The following is an 18,025-nucleotide window of genomic DNA, read 5'->3' on the forward strand; positions in this document are numbered from 1 at the left end:
GGTCAGTTGTGGGCACAACTCAACCTCAAGAGATAGCATGAGCCTTTCTATTCGTAACAGGCAGAGCCTGCCACTCATGACCACGTCCGTAGGACGTGGTTTCCCACGCTTAAATGAATTCCGCACTACAGGAACCCCTTCCCAGCCGCTGTAGGGTCGAATTTATTCGACCAGCCAATCCGGCGGCAGCTAATCCGAGGTAACGGCGGCCTCCTCTTCCTCCACCGTGACCTCCAGGCGGTCCCCGGCGTGATCGAGCCGCACCAGCGCGGTGCCGCCCTTGTCGGCGAGGGCGCCGAACAGCACCAGCTCCGCCAACGGCTTCTTGATGTACTCCTGGATTACCCGCTCCATGGGGCGGGCGCCCATGGTCTTGTCGTACCCCTTCTCCACCAGCCACAGGCGGGCATCCTCGTCCACATCCAGGGTAACGCGCTTTTCGTCGAGCTGGCCCTGGAGCTCGGTGAGGAACTTGTCCACCACGGTAAGAATGACGTCCTCGCCCAGGGGCTCGAACCGCACAATGGAATCCAGCCGGTTGCGGAATTCCGGGGTGAACATCTTGTTGATCGCCTCGAGGGCGTCGGTGCTGTGGTCCTGGTTGCTAAAACCGATGGTGCGGCGGCTGATGTTCTCGGCGCCGGCATTGGTGGTCATCACCAGGATCACATTGCGAAAGTCGGCCTTGCGGCCGTTGTTGTCGGTCAGGGTGCCGTGGTCCATCACCTGCAGCAACAGGTTGAACACTTCCGGGTGGGCTTTCTCGATCTCATCCAGCAGCACCACCGCGTGGGGATGCTTGGTCACCGCGTCGGTGAGCAGGCCGCCCTGGTCGAAACCCACGTAGCCCGGGGGCGCGCCGATCAGGCGCGATACCGTGTGGCGCTCCATGTACTCCGACATGTCGAAGCGCACCAGCTCCAGACCCAGCTGCTTGGCCAACTGCCGGGTCACCTCGGTCTTGCCCACCCCGGTGGGGCCGGCCAGCAGGAAGGAGCCGATCGGCTTCTCGCCGGCGCGCAGGCCGGCGCGGGCCAGCTTGATGGAGGTGGCGAGACTGGAGATCGCATCCTGCTGGCCAAACACCACCATCTGCAGGTTTTTCTCCAGCTTCTGCAGCACCTCCTTGTCGTCGGAGCTGACGGTTTTGGGCGGAATGCGCGCGATCTTGGCCACCACCGCCTCGATGTCGCCCACGCCCACCACTTTCTTGCGCTTGGAGGGCGGCTGCAGCTGCTGGTAAGCGCCGGCCTCGTCGATCACGTCGATGGCCTTGTCCGGCAGGAAGCGGTCGGTGATATAGCGCGCCGCCAGGTCGGTGGCTGTGCGCAGGGCCTTGTCGGTGTAGCGCAGGCCGTGATGCTCCTCGAAGCGGGTCTTGAGCCCCTTGAGAATCTTGTAGGCGTCGTCAGGGCTGGGCTCGAGTACGTCGATTTTCTGGAAGCGGCGGCTCAGGGCGCGATCCTTGTCGAAAATGCCGCGGTATTCCTGGAAGGTGGTGGAGCCAATGCAGCGCATGGTACCGGAGGTCAGCAGGGGCTTGAGCAGGTTGCTCGCGTCCATGACCCCGCCGGAGGCCGCCCCGGCGCCGATGATGGTGTGGATCTCATCGATGAACAGGATCGCGCCCTCGCGCTTCTTCAGGGTGGCCAGCAGGCCCTTGAAGCGCTTTTCAAAGTCGCCGCGGTACTTGGTGCCCGCCAGCAGGGAGCCCAGGTCGAGGGCGTAAACCGTGCTGTCCTTGAGGGTGTCCGGCACCTCGCCGTCGACGATCATCTTCGCCAGGCCCTCGGCGATAGCGGTCTTGCCGACACCGGACTCGCCCACCAGCAGGGGGTTGTTCTTGCGCCGGCGGGCCAGGATCTGCGCCACCCGCTCCACCTCCGGCATGCGCCCGATCAAGGGGTCGATGCGGCCGGCGGCGGCCTCCTCGTTCAGGTTGGTGGCGAAATTGTCGAGCGGATTGCCCTCGCCCTCGTCCCCGGCTTCCTCCTCGGGAGCCGGCTGGCCCGGCTCGGCGCCCTCGCTGTCGTTGCCGACCTTGGAAATGCCGTGGGTGATGTAGTTGACCACATCCAGACGGGCCACGCTCTGGGTTTTCAGGAAGTAGACCGCCTGGCTCTCCTGCTCGGAGAAAATGGCCACCAGTACATTGGCGCCGGTCACCTCGCTCTTGCCGGAGGACTGCACATGAAACACCGCCCGCTGCAATACCCGCTGGAAGCCCAGGGTGGGCTGGGTTTCGCGTTCGTCCTCGCCCTCGGGGATCAGGGGCGTGGTGGCGTCGACAAATTCCACCAGGTCGCCGCGCAGGGCGCCGATGTCGGCGCCACAGGCCTTCAACACGCGGATCGCGTCATTGTTGTCCAGCAGGGCCAGCAGCAGGTGCTCCACCGTCATGAACTCGTGACGCTTGGCCCGCGCGCCGCGAAAGGCCTCGTTCAACGTCTGTTCCAGATCCTTGCTCAGCATACTTTACCGCTCCCCGGGTACGGGCCCTGCCCTACCCCTCTGATGCCTCGATCTCACACAGCAGCGGGTGTTCGTTCTCACGCGCGTACTGGTTAACCTGTGCCGCCTTGGTCTCGGCGATATCGCGAGTATAGATGCCGCACACGCCCTTGCCTTTCGTATGCACGGTCAACATGACGTGGGTCGCCTGCTCGCGGTTCATGCGGAAAAACGTCTCCAACACCTCGACGACGAACTCCATGGGCGTGTAGTCGTCGTTGATCAGTACGACTTTGAACAACGGCGGCCGCTTGAGTTCAGGACCGGACTCCTTGAGTGCCAAATTGCCGTCACGGTGTTCTTCCTCCTTCGCGAGGCGCCACCGGTGTTGTGACTGATTCTCGATCACGCTTACCACTTCCAACCAAATTGCGGTGCTAACTACTGGATATGGAACCATTATAAGTCATTTCAAGGGAAGCTTCTTTTCAGCGGAAAAACGGGGACGGATACCTATTACATCGAAAAATAGGTGTCCGTCCCCCGTTTCGGGGGGCCGCTAACGAAAATGGCCCGCACGGGGCGGGCCATATCGCGGGCGCCCCCCATACGTCCGGCGGAATGAATTCCGCCCTACGGGCGAGGGGCAGCCCAATCTTGCCGGGGCCATTCCCCGGCGATGCTTACATGTTTTCGATCAGTTTCTGACCGAATTCGGAGCAGCTTACCAGGGTGGCTCCGTCCATCAGGCGCTCGAAGTCGTAGGTGACCGTGCCGTTCTGGATCGCGCCGTTCATGCCCTTGATGATCAGGTCCGCGGCCTCGTTCCAGCCCATGTGGCGCAGCATCATCTCGGCGGAGAGGATCAGCGAACCGGGGTTGACCTTGTCCTGGCCGGCATACTTGGGCGCGGTGCCGTGAGTGGCCTCGAACAAGGCCACGTTGTCGGACAGGTTGGCGCCCGGCGCGATGCCGATACCGCCGACCTGGGCCGCCAGCGCGTCGGACAGGTAGTCGCCATTCAGGTTCAGCGTGGCCACCACGCTGTAGTCCCGGGGGCGGGTCAGGATCTGCTGCAGCATGGCGTCGGCGATCACGTCCTTGATGACGATCTCCTTGCCGGTGTTGGGGTTCTTGATGCTGACCCAGGGGCCGCCGTCCAGCAGCTCACCGCCGAACTCTTGTTGCGCCAGTTCATAGCCCCAGTCGCGGAACGCGCCCTCGGTGAACTTCATGATGTTGCCCTTGTGCACCAGGGTGACGGAGGGCAGGTCCTGGTCGATGGCGTACTGGATCGCCTTGCGCACCAGGCGCTTGGTGCCTTCCTCGGATACCGGCTTGATACCGATGCCGACATTCTGCGGGAAGCGGATCTTGGTGGCGCCCATCTCGTTGATGATGAAGTCGACGACTTTCTGCGCTTCCTCGGTACCGGCCTGGTACTCGATGCCAGCGTAGATGTCCTCGGAGTTTTCGCGGAAGATCACCATGTTGCAGGCGCCGGGATCCTTGACCGGTGACGGCACACCCTCGAACCAGCGCACCGGGCGCAGGCAGGTGTACAGGTCGAGCTCCTGGCGCAGGGCCACGTTCAGCGAACGGAAACCGCCGCCCACCGGGGTGGTCAGGGGGCCCTTGATGGCCACGGAGTACTCCTTGATGGCGTCCAGGGTCTCTTCCGGGAACCAGTCGCCGTCGTAGAGTTCGGCGGCCTTCTCGCCGGTGTAGATTTCCATCCAGGAAATTTTCTTGTCGCCGCCGTAGGCCTTGTCCACCGCCGCGTTTACCACGTCAATCATAACCGGGCTGATATCAACACCGATGCCGTCGCCCTCGATGAAGGGGATGATAGGATTGGCGGGGACGTTCAGGCTGTAGTCGTCGTTAACGATGATTTTTTCACCGCTCGCAGGCACCTGAATATGCTTGTAGCCCATATGATGTACTCCGTAGATTAAGAGGGTTCTATGAAAGGCGGGGCGCGGCATCCTTGTGGGAGACCCCGGTTCAAGCGGCGCGTATTGTAGCAGGTTTCACACCATTTCTCTTGATCGAAACAGACATTTTTACCCGGGAGCCTTCACACCCAGCCATGGCAAAACTCATTCTCTTCAATAAGCCCTTCCAGGTGCTCAGCCAGTTCACCGACACGGATGGCGGGCGCGCCACACTGGCCGATTACCTGTCGGCACCGGGCTTTCGCGCCGCCGGGCGCCTGGACTACGACTCCGAGGGACTGTTACTGCTGACCGACAACGGGGCACTGCAGCAGCGCATCGCCAACCCCCGTCACCGGCACTGGAAAACCTACTGGGTGCAGGTGGAGGGCGAGGTCGACGAGGCCGCCCTGGCGCGCCTGCGCGGCGGCCTGGAGCTGAAGGACGGCCCCACCCTGCCGGCCCGGGCGCGACGCATCGATCCACCTGAGGGCCTGTGGCCGCGCCAGCCGCCGGTGCGCGAGCGCAAAACAGTGCCCGACAGCTGGCTGGAGCTGTCCATTCGCGAGGGCCGCAACCGCCAGGTACGCAGAATGACGGCGGCGACCGGGTTCCCCACCCTCAGGCTGATTCGCAGCCAGGTGGCGGACTGGACGCTCGACGGCCTCGCCCCTGGCGAGTACCGAACACTGGCGCTTCACCTGCCACGTCAAAACAAACAACCCAAAAGGGGTCAGAGCCCTTTTTAGCCTAAACCTGGATCAAAAAGGGCTCTGACCCCTTTTCTGGATACTGCAAGCGATGAATAGCAACTGGCATGCCCATGTAACCGTGGCCACGGTGGTTGAGCGCGACGGCCGCTACCTGCTGGTGGAGGAGCGCGACAAGGTCACTGGCGAGAAGGTGTTCAACCAGCCCGCCGGCCACCTCGAAGCCGGAGAGTCATTGCAGGCCGCGGCCCTGCGCGAGACCCTGGAGGAAACCGGCTGGCGCGTCGAGCTGACCGGCGTCCTCGGCCTGGTGCTCTACACCGCGCCGTCCAACGGCGTCACCTACTACCGCAATACTTTTCTGGCGCGGCCACTGGAGCCCTTGGAGAACGCCCGGCTCGACCCCGACATCCATGCAGTGCACTGGCTGGATTACGGGGAAATCCGGGCCAATTCTGCTAGAATGCGCAGCCCCTTGGTCCTCGCCGCAGTGGAACAGTCGCGCTCGGGCGAGGTCTACCCACTGGATCTTATTAGGCAGATATGAGCAACGCTTCCACCAAAGTCATCGTCGGCATGTCCGGCGGTGTCGATTCCTCTGTTTCCGCGCTGTTACTGAAGGAGCAGGGTTACCTCGTGGAAGGCCTGTTCATGAAAAACTGGGAAGAGGACGACGGCACCGAGTACTGCACGGCGAAGGAAGACTTCGCCGACGCCCAGGCGGTGGCGGACAAACTGGGCATTCCCCTGCACGGGGCCAATTTCGCCGCCGAGTACTGGGACAATGTGTTCGAGCATTTCCTGGAGGAGTACCGCGCCGGGCGCACGCCCAATCCGGACATCCTGTGCAACCGGGAGATCAAATTCAAGGCCTTCCTGGACTACGCCCTCATGCTGGGCGCGGACCTCATCGCCACCGGCCATTACACCCGCCGCGGCGAACACGCCGGCAAGGCCACGCTGCTCAAGGGCCTGGATGACAACAAGGACCAGAGCTATTTCCTGCACGCCGTGGGTCACCGCGAGCTGGCCAGGACCCTGTTCCCGGTGGGCGAGATCGAGAAGCCGGCGGTGCGCGAACTGGCGGCTAAACACGGACTGGCGACGGCGAGGAAAAAGGATTCCACGGGTATCTGCTTCATCGGCGAGCGGCGCTTCGGCGATTTTCTCAAGCAGTACCTGCCGGCCCAGCCCGGCGAGATCCACAGCCTGGATGGCGAACGGCTGGGGCAGCACCAGGGCCTGATGTACCACACCATCGGCCAGCGCCAGGGCCTGGGTATCGGCGGCCGCGCCGACAGCCAGGACGCCCCCTGGTACGTGGTGGACAAGGACCTCGAGCGCAACGTGCTGTTGGTGGCCCAGGGCAACGACCACCCGGCGCTGTTCAAAACCACCCTGTACACGGGGCCGGTCTACTGGATCGAGGGCGAGGCGCCCGCCACCCCCCTGCGCTGCCGGGCCAAGGTCCGCTACCGCCAGGCGGACCAGGACTGCGTCGTGCACGCTCAGGGCGAGGGTTACCGCGTTGTATTCGACGCGCCCCAGCGGGCGATCACGCCGGGCCAGTCGGTGGTTTTCTACGACGGTGATCGCTGCCTGGGCGGCGGCGTGATCGAGCGGGGCGAATAACAGATGCAGCACAAGGAACGCAGCAACCTGGAACAGCAGGCCATCGCCCTCGCCGGCGTGGTGCAGGCGGCGCGCATGGTCGACCAGCTGTCCAAGACCGGCAGCTATCCCCTGGAATTCCTCGAGCCCTCCATCCACAGCCTGTTCGAATTCGAGCCCGGCCAGGTGGAGGATATCTACGGCGGCGTGAGCGGCGTCAAGCTGGGCCTGCACAACCTGGCCAGCCTGCTGGCCAGCCGCCAGTCCGAGGAACACCGCGATCTGGTGCGCTACCTGTTCAACCTGCTCTACCTGGAGCGCAAATTCAGCACCGACCCCGGCATGATGTCGGTGGTGCGTTCGCGCCTGGAGCACGCCAGCTTTCGCGCCGAGCACTTTGCCAACCACGTCAACGACATCTGTCACAGCGTGTCGGGCATTTACCAGGATACGCTGAGCAAACTGAAGTTCCGCATCAAGGTGACCGGCAGCGCCCAGCACCTGCAGGACCGCAACAACGCCGATATCATCCGCGCACTGCTGCTGGCCGGTATCCGCTCGGCGTTCCTGTGGCGCCAGCTGGGCGGGCGCCGCTGGAAACTGCTGTTCCAGCGCAAGGCGCTGCTGCAATGCGCGCAGGAACTGTCGCGCGATCTTGGCGTGGTGTAAAATCCCCCGCCCAGCCCATCCCCCACCGGAGTCAGTCATGGACCTCTCAGCCCTCACCGCCGTTTCCCCGATCGATGGCCGCTACGGCGGCAAGACAGAGGCGCTGCGCGACGTGTTCAGCGAGTACGGCTTGATCAAGCGGCGGGTACTGGTGGAAGTGCGCTGGCTGCAGCAGCTGGCGCGGCACCCGGGCATTCCCGAGGTAGCGCCGCTTTCCGCCGCGGCCAACGGCCTGCTCGAGGGCATCGCCGCCGAATTCACGGTCGAGGACGCGGCGCGCGTCAAGGCCATCGAGTCCACCACCAACCACGACGTGAAGGCGGTGGAGTACTTCATCAAGGAACGTTTCCAGGACAACGCGGAACTGCAGGCCATCGCCGAATTCGTGCACTTTGCCTGCACCTCGGAAGACATCAACAACCTGTCCCATGCCCTGATGCTGCGCGACGGCGTGTGTGAAGTGATCGTCCCGGAGATGCAGCGCCTGGTGGCGGCGCTCACTGACCTGGCCGTGGCCACCGCCGACGCCGCCATGCTGTCGCGCACCCACGGCCAAACCGCCAGCCCCTCCACCATGGGCAAGGAAGTCGCCAACGTGGTGGCGCGCCTGCGCCGGCAACTGCAGCAGGTGGAGCGCATCGAATACCTGGGCAAGATCAACGGCGCGGTGGGCAACTACAACGCCCACCTGGCCGCCTATCCGGGGGTGGACTGGCAGGACAATGCCCAGGCCTTCGTCGAGTCACTGGGGCTCACTTTCAACCCCTACACCACACAGATCGAGCCCCATGACTACATGGCGGAGCTGTTCGACGCCATCGCCCGCTTCAATACCGTGCTGGTGGATTTCGACCGCGATGTCTGGGGCTATATCTCACTGGGCTACTTCAAGCAGAAGACCGTGGCCGGTGAAGTCGGCTCCTCCACCATGCCGCACAAGGTCAACCCCATCGACTTTGAAAATTCCGAGGGCAACCTGGGGCTGGCCAACGCGGTTTTCGGCCACCTGGCCGCCAAACTTCCGATCAGCCGCTGGCAGCGCGACCTGACCGACAGCACCGTACTGCGCAACATGGGCGTGGGCATGGGTTACAGCCTGATCGCCTACCAGGCCAGCCTCAAGGGCATCGGCAAGCTCCAGCTCAATGGCGAGCGCCTGGCGGCGGACCTGGACGGCAGCTGGGAAGTGTTGGCGGAGCCGATTCAAACGGTGATGCGCCGATACGGTATCGAGAAGCCCTACGAGAAACTCAAGGACCTGACCCGCGGCCGGGACATGAATCGCGAGACCCTCCGCGAATTCATTACCGCGCTGGAGCTGCCCGAGGCCGCGCGGGATGAACTGCTGGCGCTGACCCCGGACGGCTACATCGGCAACGCCGCCGCCCAGGCCCGGGCCATCAAGCCGGCTCCGGCCGGCAAATAAGCGGCCCCCTTGCCGCTGCCGATCGACATCGGGGACTTCCTCGCGCGCCACTGGCAGCGCGAGCCCCTGCTGATTCGCGACGCCCTGCCCGGCTTCTCGCCACCACTGTCCGCCAACGAACTGGCCGGGCTGGCGCTGGAGGCCGAGGTGGAGTCGCGCATCGTCGAGGAGGACAAGGGTAAGTGGCGCGTCAGCCACGGCCCCTTTACCGAAGCCGACTTCCAGCGCCCGCCCCCATGGTCGCTACTGGTTCAGGCGGTGGACGACTACGTACCCGAAGTCGCCGACCTGCGGCGACTGGTGGACTTCATACCCGACTGGCGGGCGGACGACGTCATGGTCAGCTACGCCACCGACGGCGGCAGCGTCGGCCCGCATTTCGACCACTACGATGTTTTCCTGCTGCAGGGCGAGGGCCAACGGCACTGGCGCCTGGGCCAGCACTGCGACGGGCAAAGCCCCCTCATCCCCGGTACCGAACTGCGCATTCTCGACAAGTTCGAGCAGACACGGGACTATCTCCTGAATCCCGGCGACATACTCTACGTACCGCCGGGCGTGGCGCATTGGGGGGTCGCCCGGGGCGAATGCACCACCTTCTCCATCGGCTTTCGCGCGCCGCGCCGCGGGGAGATGCTGGCCCGGCTGGCGGACGCCGCGCTTGAGCACAACGACCCCGATCATTTCTTCAGCGACCCGGGCCGCGCGCCGGCCACCCGGCCTGGCGAACTGTCCACCGCGGACCTGGCGCTGGCCCGCGTGCAGGCGCTGGCCCTGCTGGAGTCGACAGCCTCACCGCGCTGGTTTGGCGAATTGGTGACCGAGCCGCGCTATCCTGCGGAGGGAGAGGATGCCAGCGCGGAGACCATTGAGGCGCTGCTGCACGGGGAAGGTGAGCTGCACCGCACACCCGGGGCGCGCATCGCCTGGCTAGAACAGGGCGGGCGCCTGTACGTGTTCGCCAACGGCGCCAGTTACGAGACGGAAACCACCTGTCGCCCGCAGATCATCGCGCTATGCAACAACGGCCACCTGACCGTCCCGGCCCCGGATGGGAACAGGGCCGCGCTGGCGAATCTGCTACAGTTCCTGCTCGAATCCGGGGGTGTCCATGTCGAATAGTGCGCAACAGGTCGATGTGAGGGAGGTCGCCTGGGTCGAGGCCGGGGACAGCCTGCGCGCCCTGCGCGAACAGGTCTTTATCGTCGAACAGGGCGTGCCCCGCGAGATCGAGTGGGACGGCCGCGACGACCAGTGTCGCCATGTCATGGCGCGGGTCGACGGTGAGCCGGCCGGCTGCGCCCGCTTGATGCCCGGCGGCAAGGTGGGGCGCATGGCGGTACTGGCGCGCTATCGCGGCCGGGGCATCGGCGCCGCCCTCCTGGACGGGATTATCGCGGTGGCGCGGGCGCAGGGCTACGACCGCCTGTTCCTGCACGCCCAGCAGCACGCCGCGCCCTTTTATCGCCGTGCCGGTTTCGAGCCCCGCGGCGCCACCTTCGAGGAAGCCGGTATTCCCCATGTCAGCATGCACCTCGACCTGGACATGGATGCGCCTTCCCTTGAGCTGGAAGCGACCGGCGACAGCTTCCTCGGCGGGGTAGCCTACCCCTCCCCCTTCAACAGGCTAACCTTGACGCTGGCCGAAAGCGCCAGCCGCTACCTGTACATCCTCAGCCCCAGCCTGGACTTTCGCGTATTCGATAACAGCGCCCTGGAAGAGGCCATCACCGCCCTCGCCCGCCGCAGCCGACAGACCGAGATCCGCATACTGATCGCCGACCCGCGACCGCTGGTGCAGCGCGGCCACCGCCTGCTGAATCTCGCCCGCCGCCTGCCCAGCAAGGTGCAGCTGCGCGCGCTGGCGGAACACCCCGAATGGCGCGGGGAAACCCTCGTCATCCGCGACCGCGACGGGGTGCTGTACAAGCCCGGCGACAGCGATAAGGAAGGCTTCTACGAGCCCGATTCACGCGCCTCGACCCAGCGCCACCTGGAGTTGTTCCAGGAACTGTGGCGCCAGGGCACCCAGGGCCCCGAACTGCGCCGCTTAAACCTGTAGGGATAGCCGCAAGCCCCTTGTCGGGTATTTTATTGCCGGATGGGAATGGCCCTGGTTGCCAATGGCGGATTTCATTGCCAACAGGGGCCTGCTTTCACCGTGGGGTGGCGCAATGAATTGCGCCCTATAGGGGCTGTAGGGTCGAATTCATTCGACCGGTTTCCACTACCGCTCTTCGAGCATCACCCCGATCTCGTTGCGCTCATAGACCAGGTCGAAAGTGCGCAGGCCGCGGCAGGGTTCCTCGGTGGCGTGCAGTAGACGGCCGTCGGCAATCGAAAAGCGGTACTGGTGCAGGGCGCACTGGATGACGCCCTTGTCGATGGTGGCCGCATCAAGGGGATGGGCGCGATGCGGGCACTGGGCCTCGATCAGGTAGCGCTCACTGTCGCGCTGGATCAGCAGCAGCTGCAGGTTGTCGATCTTGAACTGCCGTGTGTAGCCATCGTGCAGGTTAATCAGTTTGTCCAGCGGATAGAAACGCATCGACCGTCACCTCGAAATGGGAGGCTGGATTCAGCGGCGCGCTAAAAGGCCTCCATGATCTGCCTGGCCGCAGCGTACGCGGTAGCCCTGCCCTGGGCAACCTCGCGTTCCAGGCGCGGCAGCAACTCCCGCACCCGGGGATTGCGGCTGAGTTTCAGATGCAGCATTTCGTCGACCAGCTGGCGCATCCACTCAAGGTTCTGTCGGGCGCGCTTGCTGTGGAAGGCGTCTTCTTCCAGGGCCTGGAAATAGTAGTCGACGATCATGCCCCACACCGCATCGATGTTCTGGCCCTCCAGGGCTGAGCAGGTCATCACCCGGGGAGTCCAGAAGGAGGTATGACGCAGCAGGTTCATGGCGTTGGTGTAGTGCTGGCGCGCTTTTTTCGCCAGCACCGCGCTATCGCCATCGGCCTTGTTGATCACCAGGGCGTCGGCGAGTTCCACAATCCCCTTCTTGATGCCCTGCAGTTCGTCGCCGCCCCCCGGCAGCATCAGCACCATGAAGAAATCCACCATGCCGGCGACCTGGTACTCCGACTGGCCCACACCAACCGTTTCCACCAGAATCACGTCGTAGCCCGCCGCCTCGCACAACAACATGGTCTCCCGTGTTTTCTGCGCGACGCCGCCCAGGGCGCCCTCGGAGGGCGACGGCCGGATAAAGGCCTCCTCCCGCCGTGACAGCTCTTCCATACGTGTTTTGTCGCCGAGGATCGAGCCCCCGGCGATCGGCGAGCTGGGGTCCACCGCCAGCACCGCCACGCGTTTGCCCTGCTCGATCAGGTACAGGCCGAAGCGCTCGATAAAGGTGGACTTACCCACCCCGGGCACGCCAGTGATACCGATGCGGATGCTGTTGCCACTATGTGGCAGCAGCTGCTCGAGGATGTCCTGGGACTGCTGGCGATGGCGATCCAGCTTGCTCTCGACCAGGGTGATGGCCTTGGCCAGGGCACGCCGGTTGCCATCCAGCAGGGGTTGCGGGTCGTAACGGTCCACGGTTAGCGATTCGCTGTTGCCGAATTCATTCGGCCTTTGCGTGCAGACACCCGCTGACTCATTCGGTGGCCGCATTGACAGCGTCCAGCACCTCCCGGGCACATACCGGAATCGGCGTGCCGGGACCGAAGACGCATTTCACCCCGGCCTGGTACAGGTGGTCGTAATCCTGACGCGGTATCACCCCGCCGGCAATAACCACGATATCGTCGGCGCCCTGTTTACGCAGCTCCTCCACGAGCTGCGGCACCAGCGTTTTGTGGCCGGCGGCCAGGGACGAGGCGCCCACCACATGCACGTCGTTTTCCACTGCCTGGCGCGCCACTTCCTCCGGGGTGGAGAACATCGGCGACAAGTCGATATCGAAACCCACGTCGGCGAAGGCGGTGGCGATCACCTTGGCGCCGCGGTCGTGGCCGTCCTGGCCCATCTTGCACACCAGCATCCGCGGACGGCGGCCGTGGCGTTCCACGAAGGCGTCGATGTCCTTGCTGATACCCTGCCAGTTCTCGTCGTCCTGGAAGGCGGAGCCGTAGACACCCGACACGGTCTGGGCCTGGGCGTTGAAGCGCCCGAACTCGCGCTCCATGGCATAGGAAATCTCGCCCACCGAGGCGCGGCAGCGGGTGGCCTCGACCGCCAGCGCCAGCAGGTTGCCCTCGCCGGTCGTGGCGCACTGGTAGATCGCCTCCAACACCGCCTCCACCTTGGCCTCGTCACGATTCTCGCGCAGTTGCTCGAGACGCTTGATCTGTGACTGGCGCACCGCCTCGTTGTCGATATCGAGGACTTCCACCTCGCTGGCGGCGTCGGTCTGGTATTTGTTGACCCCGACGATCACGTCGTCGCCACGGTCGATGCGGGCCTGCTTGCGCGCGGCCGCCTCCTCGATGCGCAGCTTGGGCATGCCGGTCTCGATGGCCTTGGCCATGCCCCCGGCCTCCTCGATCTCCTCGATCAGCTCCCAGGCCTTGTCGGCCATGTCCTGGGTAAGTTTCTCCATCAGGTAGGAACCGCCCCAGGGGTCCACCACCTTGGTGATCCCGGTTTCTTCCTGGATGATGAGCTGGGTGTTGCGGGCGATGCGCGCGGAGAATTCCGTGGGCAGCGCGATCGCCTCGTCGAGGGCGTTGGTGTGCAGGGACTGGGTGCCGCCGAATACCGCGGCCATGGCCTCGATCGTAGTGCGCACCACGTTGTTGTAGGGGTCCTGTTCGGTCAGCGACCAGCCGGAAGTCTGGCTGTGGGTGCGCAGCATCGAGCTCTTGGGGTTCTTGGGCTCGAACTCGCTGACGATGCGCGCCCACAACATGCGCGCGGCGCGCATCTTGGCGATCTCCAGGTAAAAGTTCATGCCGATGCCCCAGAAGAAAGACAGCCGCGGCGCGAACTGGTCGATATCCAGGCCCGCCGCCAGCGCGGTACGGATGTACTCCTTGCCGTCCGCCAGGGTGTAGGCGAGTTCCAGTGCGTTGTTGGCCCCCGCTTCCTGGATGTGGTAACCGGAGATGGAAATGGTGTTGAAGCGCGGCATGTGGTCCGAGCAATAGGCGATGATATCGCCAATAATCTTCATGCTCGGCGCCGGGGGGTAGATATAGGTGTTGCGGACCATGAACTCCTTGAGGATGTCGTTCTGGATGGTGCCCGCCAGCTGGTCCTGGGAAACGCCCTGCTCCTCCGCGGCCACAATATAGCCCGCCAGCACCGGCAATACCGCGCCGTTCATGGTCATGGACACCGACACCTGGTCCAGGGGAATCCCGTCGAACAGGACCTTCATGTCCTCCACCGAGTCGATGGCGACACCGGCCTTGCCCACGTCGCCGCTCACCCGCGGGTGGTCGGAGTCATAGCCGCGGTGGGTGGCCAGGTCGAAGGCCACTGAGACCCCCTGGCCGCCGGCCGCCAGCGCCTTGCGGTAGAAGGCGTTGGACTCCTCGGCGGTGGAGAAGCCGGCGTACTGGCGAATGGTCCAGGGGCGCCCGGCGTACATGGTGGCCTGGGGGCCGCGGATATAGGGGGACAGGCCCGGCATGGTGTTGGTGTATTCCAGGCCCTCCAGGTCTTCCGCGGTGTACAGCGGCTTGACCGGAATGCCGTCCGGGGTCTTCCAGACGAGGTCATCGAGGGACTTGCCCTTCATTTGCTTGCTGGCCAGCTCGCGCCAGCTACCGGGTGTGGCCGTGTCTTTGTCGTAAATCTTGTCGCTCATCGGTGTTCCTCTGGATCCCGTTACAGAGGGATCGCATACATTCGTCCGGTGTCCGGCCGCAGAAAAGGGGTCAGAGCCCTTTTCTGGGCAGCGAAAAAGGGTTCTGACCCCTTTTCTGTTTTCTGCTACAGCCGGTGGTGCTCAGGCGGAATGAATTCCGCCCTACAGGGGGTAGCGCCGCGCCTGTAGGGTCGAATTCATTCGACCACCCCCTCGCTACATCAATGGTCCGCCGGGGGCTGGTTCAGCTCGATCAACACCCCGTCACAGCACTTGGGATGGATAAAAATGGTCAGGCAATCGTGGGCCCCCGGGTTCGGCGTCTCGGACAGGAACTGATAGCCCTTCTCCTTCAGCCGCGCCACGTCCGCCTCGATGTCGTCGCTGCGGAAGCAGATGTGATGCAGGCCGCCGCCCTTCTTCTCCAGGTACTTGGCGATCGGCCCCCGCCCTTCCAGGGGGTGCACCAGCTCGATGCTGGTGGGCGGCAGGGGGAAAAAGGCGGTGGAGGTCTGTGCCGCCTCCACGTCCTCGGCGCCCTCGAATTCCAGGCCGAAGTCCTCCATAAAGCGCTTGATGGCTTTGTCGAAATCCGGCACCGCGATGGCGATGTGGTCCAGGCCAGTGATCATAGCGTTTACCTCAAAGCAGCTGTTGCAGGAAACCCGCGGTCAGTTCACGACGCCGGGCAGCGATTTCCTCGGGTGACTGCACCACGATTTTCTCGTCTGGAGTGATCTTGAACAAGGGCTGCCCCTTGCTGATGATCACCCCGTCGTCCTCCACCAACACCTTGTCGATAGTACCGGAGAACGGCGCGTAAACCTTGTTGAACATCTTCATCACTTCCACGATGTACAGCGGGTCGCCGGCCTCGAAGTGATCGCCCTCGCGCACGTAGAGCTCGTGCTGCGGGGACTCGCGACCGTAGAACATACCGCCGCTCTCCGCCAGGATCTCGTCGGACTTGGCCACCGGCGGCGGCACCAGCACCTTGGCCATCCGCTCCTGCAATTCGTCGTCCAGCAAGCGCTCGGGAATGTGGATGCTGAGATCCGGGTTGACGGCCAGCGCGTAGTAGCCGGTCGCCTCGGCGATGCTCGGCAGTACCGCTAGGATGTCCGCGCCGGCCTGGAAGCCCAGGTGGGCCGCGCGCACCTGCTGCCAGCTGGTGTCGCTGAAACCGGCGGCCGGTTCGGGCTGCGCCAACAGGGTTTGCAGCGCGATCCAGTCGTCGGCTTCCAGGCGGTTGTTGAGCTCGCCGTAGAAGTCCAGGGCTTCCTGCAACAGGTCGTTGTCGTGATCCCAGATCATGCTCGAGGCGGCGGCGCCGGGCACATAGTCCATGTTCAGGAAATGGTAGGTATCGGCCAGCAACTCGATGGGGTTCTCGTTCCAGCTGATGCGCCCGTCGATCAAGGTGTAGCAGTCGCGGTTGATACTGAGCCAGCCGCTAAGGATATGGGGTTCCTCCAGCATCCGCTGCAGGGGGCGCAGCAACAGCGTGCGCTTGAGCTCAAGGGCCCGCGACAGCGCCCCGGTCGCCGCTTCGCCCAGCCCCTTCAATGCCGCCTTGGATACCTCGCTCCAGGCGTAGTCCAGGTCCATGCCATTGGCCTGTTCCTTGAGTTCGCCCACCGCGGTCAGGTAGGGCACGATAAAGCGCGTGGTGGGCCGGGCGTTGATGTTCTGGCCGATAAACCAGTTCACCAGGCCGTAGTGGAATTCCAGGTTGGTGGCCAGGTCCTTGCCGCGCATGCGGGTGCGGCGAATCGTTTCGGCCATGCGCTCGTAGGTGTCCAGGCGCGTCTCGCCCACCGTCAGCAACAGGGCGATATTGGAATCGTAGGCCCCGGCCAGGGTGTATTTCATGAACGTATCGGTATCGGGATTGTGCAGGCTGATGCCCTGGTCGTCGCGAATTTCGCCCTCGACCGCATCCGACCAGAACTCGATCACACCGCCGGCACTGGGCTGCAGCGCCTGGTTGGTGGCGTTCAGGCGCGCCTCCACGCTGTCGTTGTGGCGCGGTATCCGCTCGGGCCGCGGCAGCTTGTCGCCGTGGGCGGCCAGCAACACCATCGCCTCCACCAGCGACTCCACGACGAAGGACTCGTCGGGATTCTCCGGATTGGCGAAGCGCAGCGCATAGCACAGCTCGGTCACCCGGTGTTCCACCTGGATGCGGGTATTCATCTCCATGAAGAAGTGCTTGTCGCGATCGACAATACACTCGAAGGTGGACACCGAGTCCAGGCCCACCGCCGCGCCAAATCGCTCGGCCTGGTCCTCCATGGATTCCAGTGTCGCCAGGTCCTGCTTCAGGATGCGCGTCTCGGTCTCGTTGCCACTGGCCTCGGCCTGGGCGATTGCCGCGCGCAACGACTCGACGGTCACCGACACTTCCAGCAGTTTCTGCTCGTGCATCTGCAGGGAGCAGTCGCGGCCGCCCATGGTGATGCACCAGTCACCGTTGCCGATTACCTGGATTTCCTGGTGGCGGGTGGTTTCGATGTTCAGTTCCACCAGCACGTTTTTGTTGTCGCCAACGCCTGTGGTCTTCACCTCGTTGAGGATTTCACGCACCAGCTCCGCAGTGCGCGCGGCCTCGCCGATCCCCAGGATACGCTGGCCCTTGCCGCCGCCACCGCTGATCGCCTTGAGGCGGATGCGGTTCTCGGGGTACTCCGACGCCATTTTTTCCACCGCCCGGGTCAGGGTCGCGCACAGCTCGTCCACGGTATACAGGTCGATGCCCTTGCCGTAGGACGCCGCCAGCACCAGGTCGGCCTTGTCTTCCAGGGACTGTTCGGCATCGTCCAGGGCCGCCTCGTCCACCGCCAGGTCGTGCTGCTGGCACAGGGCCTTGAGGTCGGCCACCGTGGGGTGCTTCTCCAGCAGGGTCAGGGCGGTGCCATTGTCGATGCCCGGGGTCACCGAGACCCCGGCCTTGAGGGCGGTGCGCTTGGCCTCGTCCTTCAGGCCGGCGTCGTGCACGGTGCGCGAGCAGGGCCCGATGAAGTTGAGCCCGGCGCGCTCCATCGCCGCGACCATGCTCTCGTCTTCCGCCATGAAGCCGTAGCCGGCAAAGATGGCGTTGTAGTCGTTGTCCCGGGCAATACTGATGATCTGGGCGATACGCTGGTCGCGCTCTTCCTTGTTGCTGCCCGTGTAGTCCGGCACCCGGTGGATGTGGCCCGGGTCGGCCATGGTGCGCAACTCCGGCGCCAGGGCGTTCTGGTAGACGATGGAATCCTTTTCCGACAGCAAAATGCCGAAATGCTCGATGCCCATCTCCTTGAACACGTCCATCGCCTCTTTGCGAATGGGGCCTCGGCAGATGATCAGGGGACGCAGGTGGCTGCAATCGAACTGGCTCACCCAATCGGTGTGACGGCGCCCCAGGCGCCGGTCGCGGTGAATCAGGGGGTTGCGCAGATAGTGCTCGTTGGACACG

The 18,025-nt window shown here is 64.1% G+C and carries 15 protein-coding genes; 7 read left to right on the forward strand and 8 right to left on the reverse strand.

The window, feature by feature from the left end; all coding sequences use genetic code 11:
• Positions 1-189: 189 nt before the first annotated feature.
• From clpA to icd, 3 genes are all read right to left on the reverse strand, one after another.
• Positions 190-2,472, reverse strand: coding sequence for an ATP-dependent Clp protease ATP-binding subunit ClpA (clpA, locus tag JYP50_RS19515; protein ID WP_206562248.1), 2,283 nt, complete (start codon positions 2,470-2,472; stop codon positions 190-192).
• A 31-nt stretch (positions 2,473-2,503) separates the two neighbouring features.
• Entirely contained in the window at positions 2,504-2,860 is a 357-nt protein-coding gene (gene clpS / locus JYP50_RS19520; RefSeq protein WP_347136856.1) for an ATP-dependent Clp protease adapter ClpS, read from the reverse strand.
• Positions 2,861-3,134: 274 nt separating this feature from the next.
• Entirely contained in the window at positions 3,135-4,388 is a 1,254-nt protein-coding gene (gene icd / locus JYP50_RS19525) for an NADP-dependent isocitrate dehydrogenase (protein WP_206562250.1), read from the reverse strand.
• A gap of 155 nt (positions 4,389-4,543) precedes the next feature.
• Between icd and JYP50_RS19530 the strand changes: the two genes are divergently transcribed.
• From JYP50_RS19530 to JYP50_RS19560, 7 genes are read left to right on the forward strand one after another with little or no spacing between them, the layout of a single operon-like run.
• Positions 4,544-5,137, forward strand: coding sequence for a pseudouridine synthase (locus tag JYP50_RS19530; protein ID WP_206562251.1), 594 nt, complete (start codon positions 4,544-4,546; stop codon positions 5,135-5,137).
• Positions 5,138-5,189: 52 nt separating this feature from the next.
• Positions 5,190-5,645, forward strand: a complete 456-nt coding sequence (locus tag JYP50_RS19535) for an NUDIX hydrolase (protein WP_206562252.1) — start codon at positions 5,190-5,192, stop codon at positions 5,643-5,645.
• A complete protein-coding gene (gene mnmA / locus JYP50_RS19540; RefSeq protein ID WP_206562253.1) occupies positions 5,642-6,730 on the forward strand; it encodes a tRNA 2-thiouridine(34) synthase MnmA in 1,089 nt (362 codons plus the stop codon). Before JYP50_RS19535 ends, mnmA begins: the two co-directional genes overlap by 4 nt.
• 3 nt (positions 6,731-6,733) lie before the next feature.
• Positions 6,734-7,378, forward strand: coding sequence for a high frequency lysogenization protein HflD (hflD, locus tag JYP50_RS19545; RefSeq protein WP_206562254.1), 645 nt, complete (start codon positions 6,734-6,736; stop codon positions 7,376-7,378).
• Between the two features lie 37 nt (positions 7,379-7,415).
• On the forward strand, positions 7,416-8,804 hold the full coding sequence (gene purB, locus JYP50_RS19550; RefSeq protein WP_206562255.1) for an adenylosuccinate lyase: 1,389 nt from the start codon (positions 7,416-7,418) through the stop codon (positions 8,802-8,804).
• Between the two features lie 9 nt (positions 8,805-8,813).
• Positions 8,814-9,926, forward strand: coding sequence for a cupin domain-containing protein (locus JYP50_RS19555; protein ID WP_206562256.1), 1,113 nt, complete (start codon positions 8,814-8,816; stop codon positions 9,924-9,926).
• On the forward strand, positions 9,916-10,866 hold the full coding sequence (locus JYP50_RS19560; protein ID WP_206562257.1) for a GNAT family N-acetyltransferase: 951 nt from the start codon (positions 9,916-9,918) through the stop codon (positions 10,864-10,866). The genes JYP50_RS19555 and JYP50_RS19560 overlap by 11 nt, the downstream gene beginning before the upstream one ends.
• Positions 10,867-11,031: 165 nt before the next feature.
• On the opposite strand, the gene JYP50_RS19565 is transcribed toward JYP50_RS19560, so the two are convergent.
• From JYP50_RS19565 to JYP50_RS19585, 5 genes are all read right to left on the reverse strand, one after another.
• Entirely contained in the window at positions 11,032-11,352 is a 321-nt protein-coding gene (locus JYP50_RS19565) for a Rieske (2Fe-2S) protein (protein WP_206562258.1), read from the reverse strand.
• A 41-nt stretch (positions 11,353-11,393) separates the two neighbouring features.
• Positions 11,394-12,353 (reverse strand): methylmalonyl Co-A mutase-associated GTPase MeaB, encoded by a 960-nt coding sequence (gene meaB / locus JYP50_RS19570; RefSeq protein ID WP_347136857.1) that lies wholly within the window; start codon positions 12,351-12,353, stop codon positions 11,394-11,396.
• A gap of 58 nt (positions 12,354-12,411) precedes the next feature.
• Positions 12,412-14,568, reverse strand: a complete 2,157-nt coding sequence (gene scpA / locus JYP50_RS19575; RefSeq protein WP_206562260.1) for a methylmalonyl-CoA mutase — start codon at positions 14,566-14,568, stop codon at positions 12,412-12,414.
• A 221-nt stretch (positions 14,569-14,789) separates the two neighbouring features.
• Entirely contained in the window at positions 14,790-15,200 is a 411-nt protein-coding gene (gene mce / locus JYP50_RS19580) for a methylmalonyl-CoA epimerase (protein WP_206562261.1), read from the reverse strand.
• Between the two features lie 10 nt (positions 15,201-15,210).
• Positions 15,211-18,024, reverse strand: coding sequence for a biotin/lipoyl-containing protein (locus tag JYP50_RS19585; RefSeq protein ID WP_206562262.1), 2,814 nt, complete (start codon positions 18,022-18,024; stop codon positions 15,211-15,213).
• Position 18,025 lies beyond the last annotated feature (1 nt).

This window comes from Parahaliea mediterranea, assembly GCF_017255185.1.
Taxonomy (GTDB): domain Bacteria; phylum Pseudomonadota; class Gammaproteobacteria; order Pseudomonadales; family Halieaceae; genus JAFKCZ01.

Excerpts from the sequence above, each read along its gene's own strand:
- clpA (WP_206562248.1), bottom strand. The coding sequence starts at position 2,472 with ATGCTGAGCAAGGATCTGGAACAGACGTTGAACGAGGCCTTTCGCGGC.
- icd (WP_206562250.1), bottom strand. The coding sequence starts at position 4,388 with ATGGGCTACAAGCATATTCAGGTGCCTGCGAGCGGTGAAAAAATCATC.
- JYP50_RS19530 (WP_206562251.1), top strand. The coding sequence starts at position 4,544 with ATGGCAAAACTCATTCTCTTCAATAAGCCCTTCCAGGTGCTCAGCCAG.
- JYP50_RS19535 (WP_206562252.1), top strand. The coding sequence starts at position 5,190 with ATGAATAGCAACTGGCATGCCCATGTAACCGTGGCCACGGTGGTTGAG.
- mnmA (WP_206562253.1), top strand. The coding sequence starts at position 5,642 with ATGAGCAACGCTTCCACCAAAGTCATCGTCGGCATGTCCGGCGGTGTC.
- hflD (WP_206562254.1), top strand. The coding sequence starts at position 6,734 with ATGCAGCACAAGGAACGCAGCAACCTGGAACAGCAGGCCATCGCCCTC.
- purB (WP_206562255.1), top strand. The coding sequence starts at position 7,416 with ATGGACCTCTCAGCCCTCACCGCCGTTTCCCCGATCGATGGCCGCTAC.
- JYP50_RS19560 (WP_206562257.1), top strand. The coding sequence starts at position 9,916 with ATGTCGAATAGTGCGCAACAGGTCGATGTGAGGGAGGTCGCCTGGGTC.
- JYP50_RS19565 (WP_206562258.1), bottom strand. The coding sequence starts at position 11,352 with ATGCGTTTCTATCCGCTGGACAAACTGATTAACCTGCACGATGGCTAC.
- scpA (WP_206562260.1), bottom strand. The coding sequence starts at position 14,568 with ATGAGCGACAAGATTTACGACAAAGACACGGCCACACCCGGTAGCTGG.
- mce (WP_206562261.1), bottom strand. The coding sequence starts at position 15,200 with ATGATCACTGGCCTGGACCACATCGCCATCGCGGTGCCGGATTTCGAC.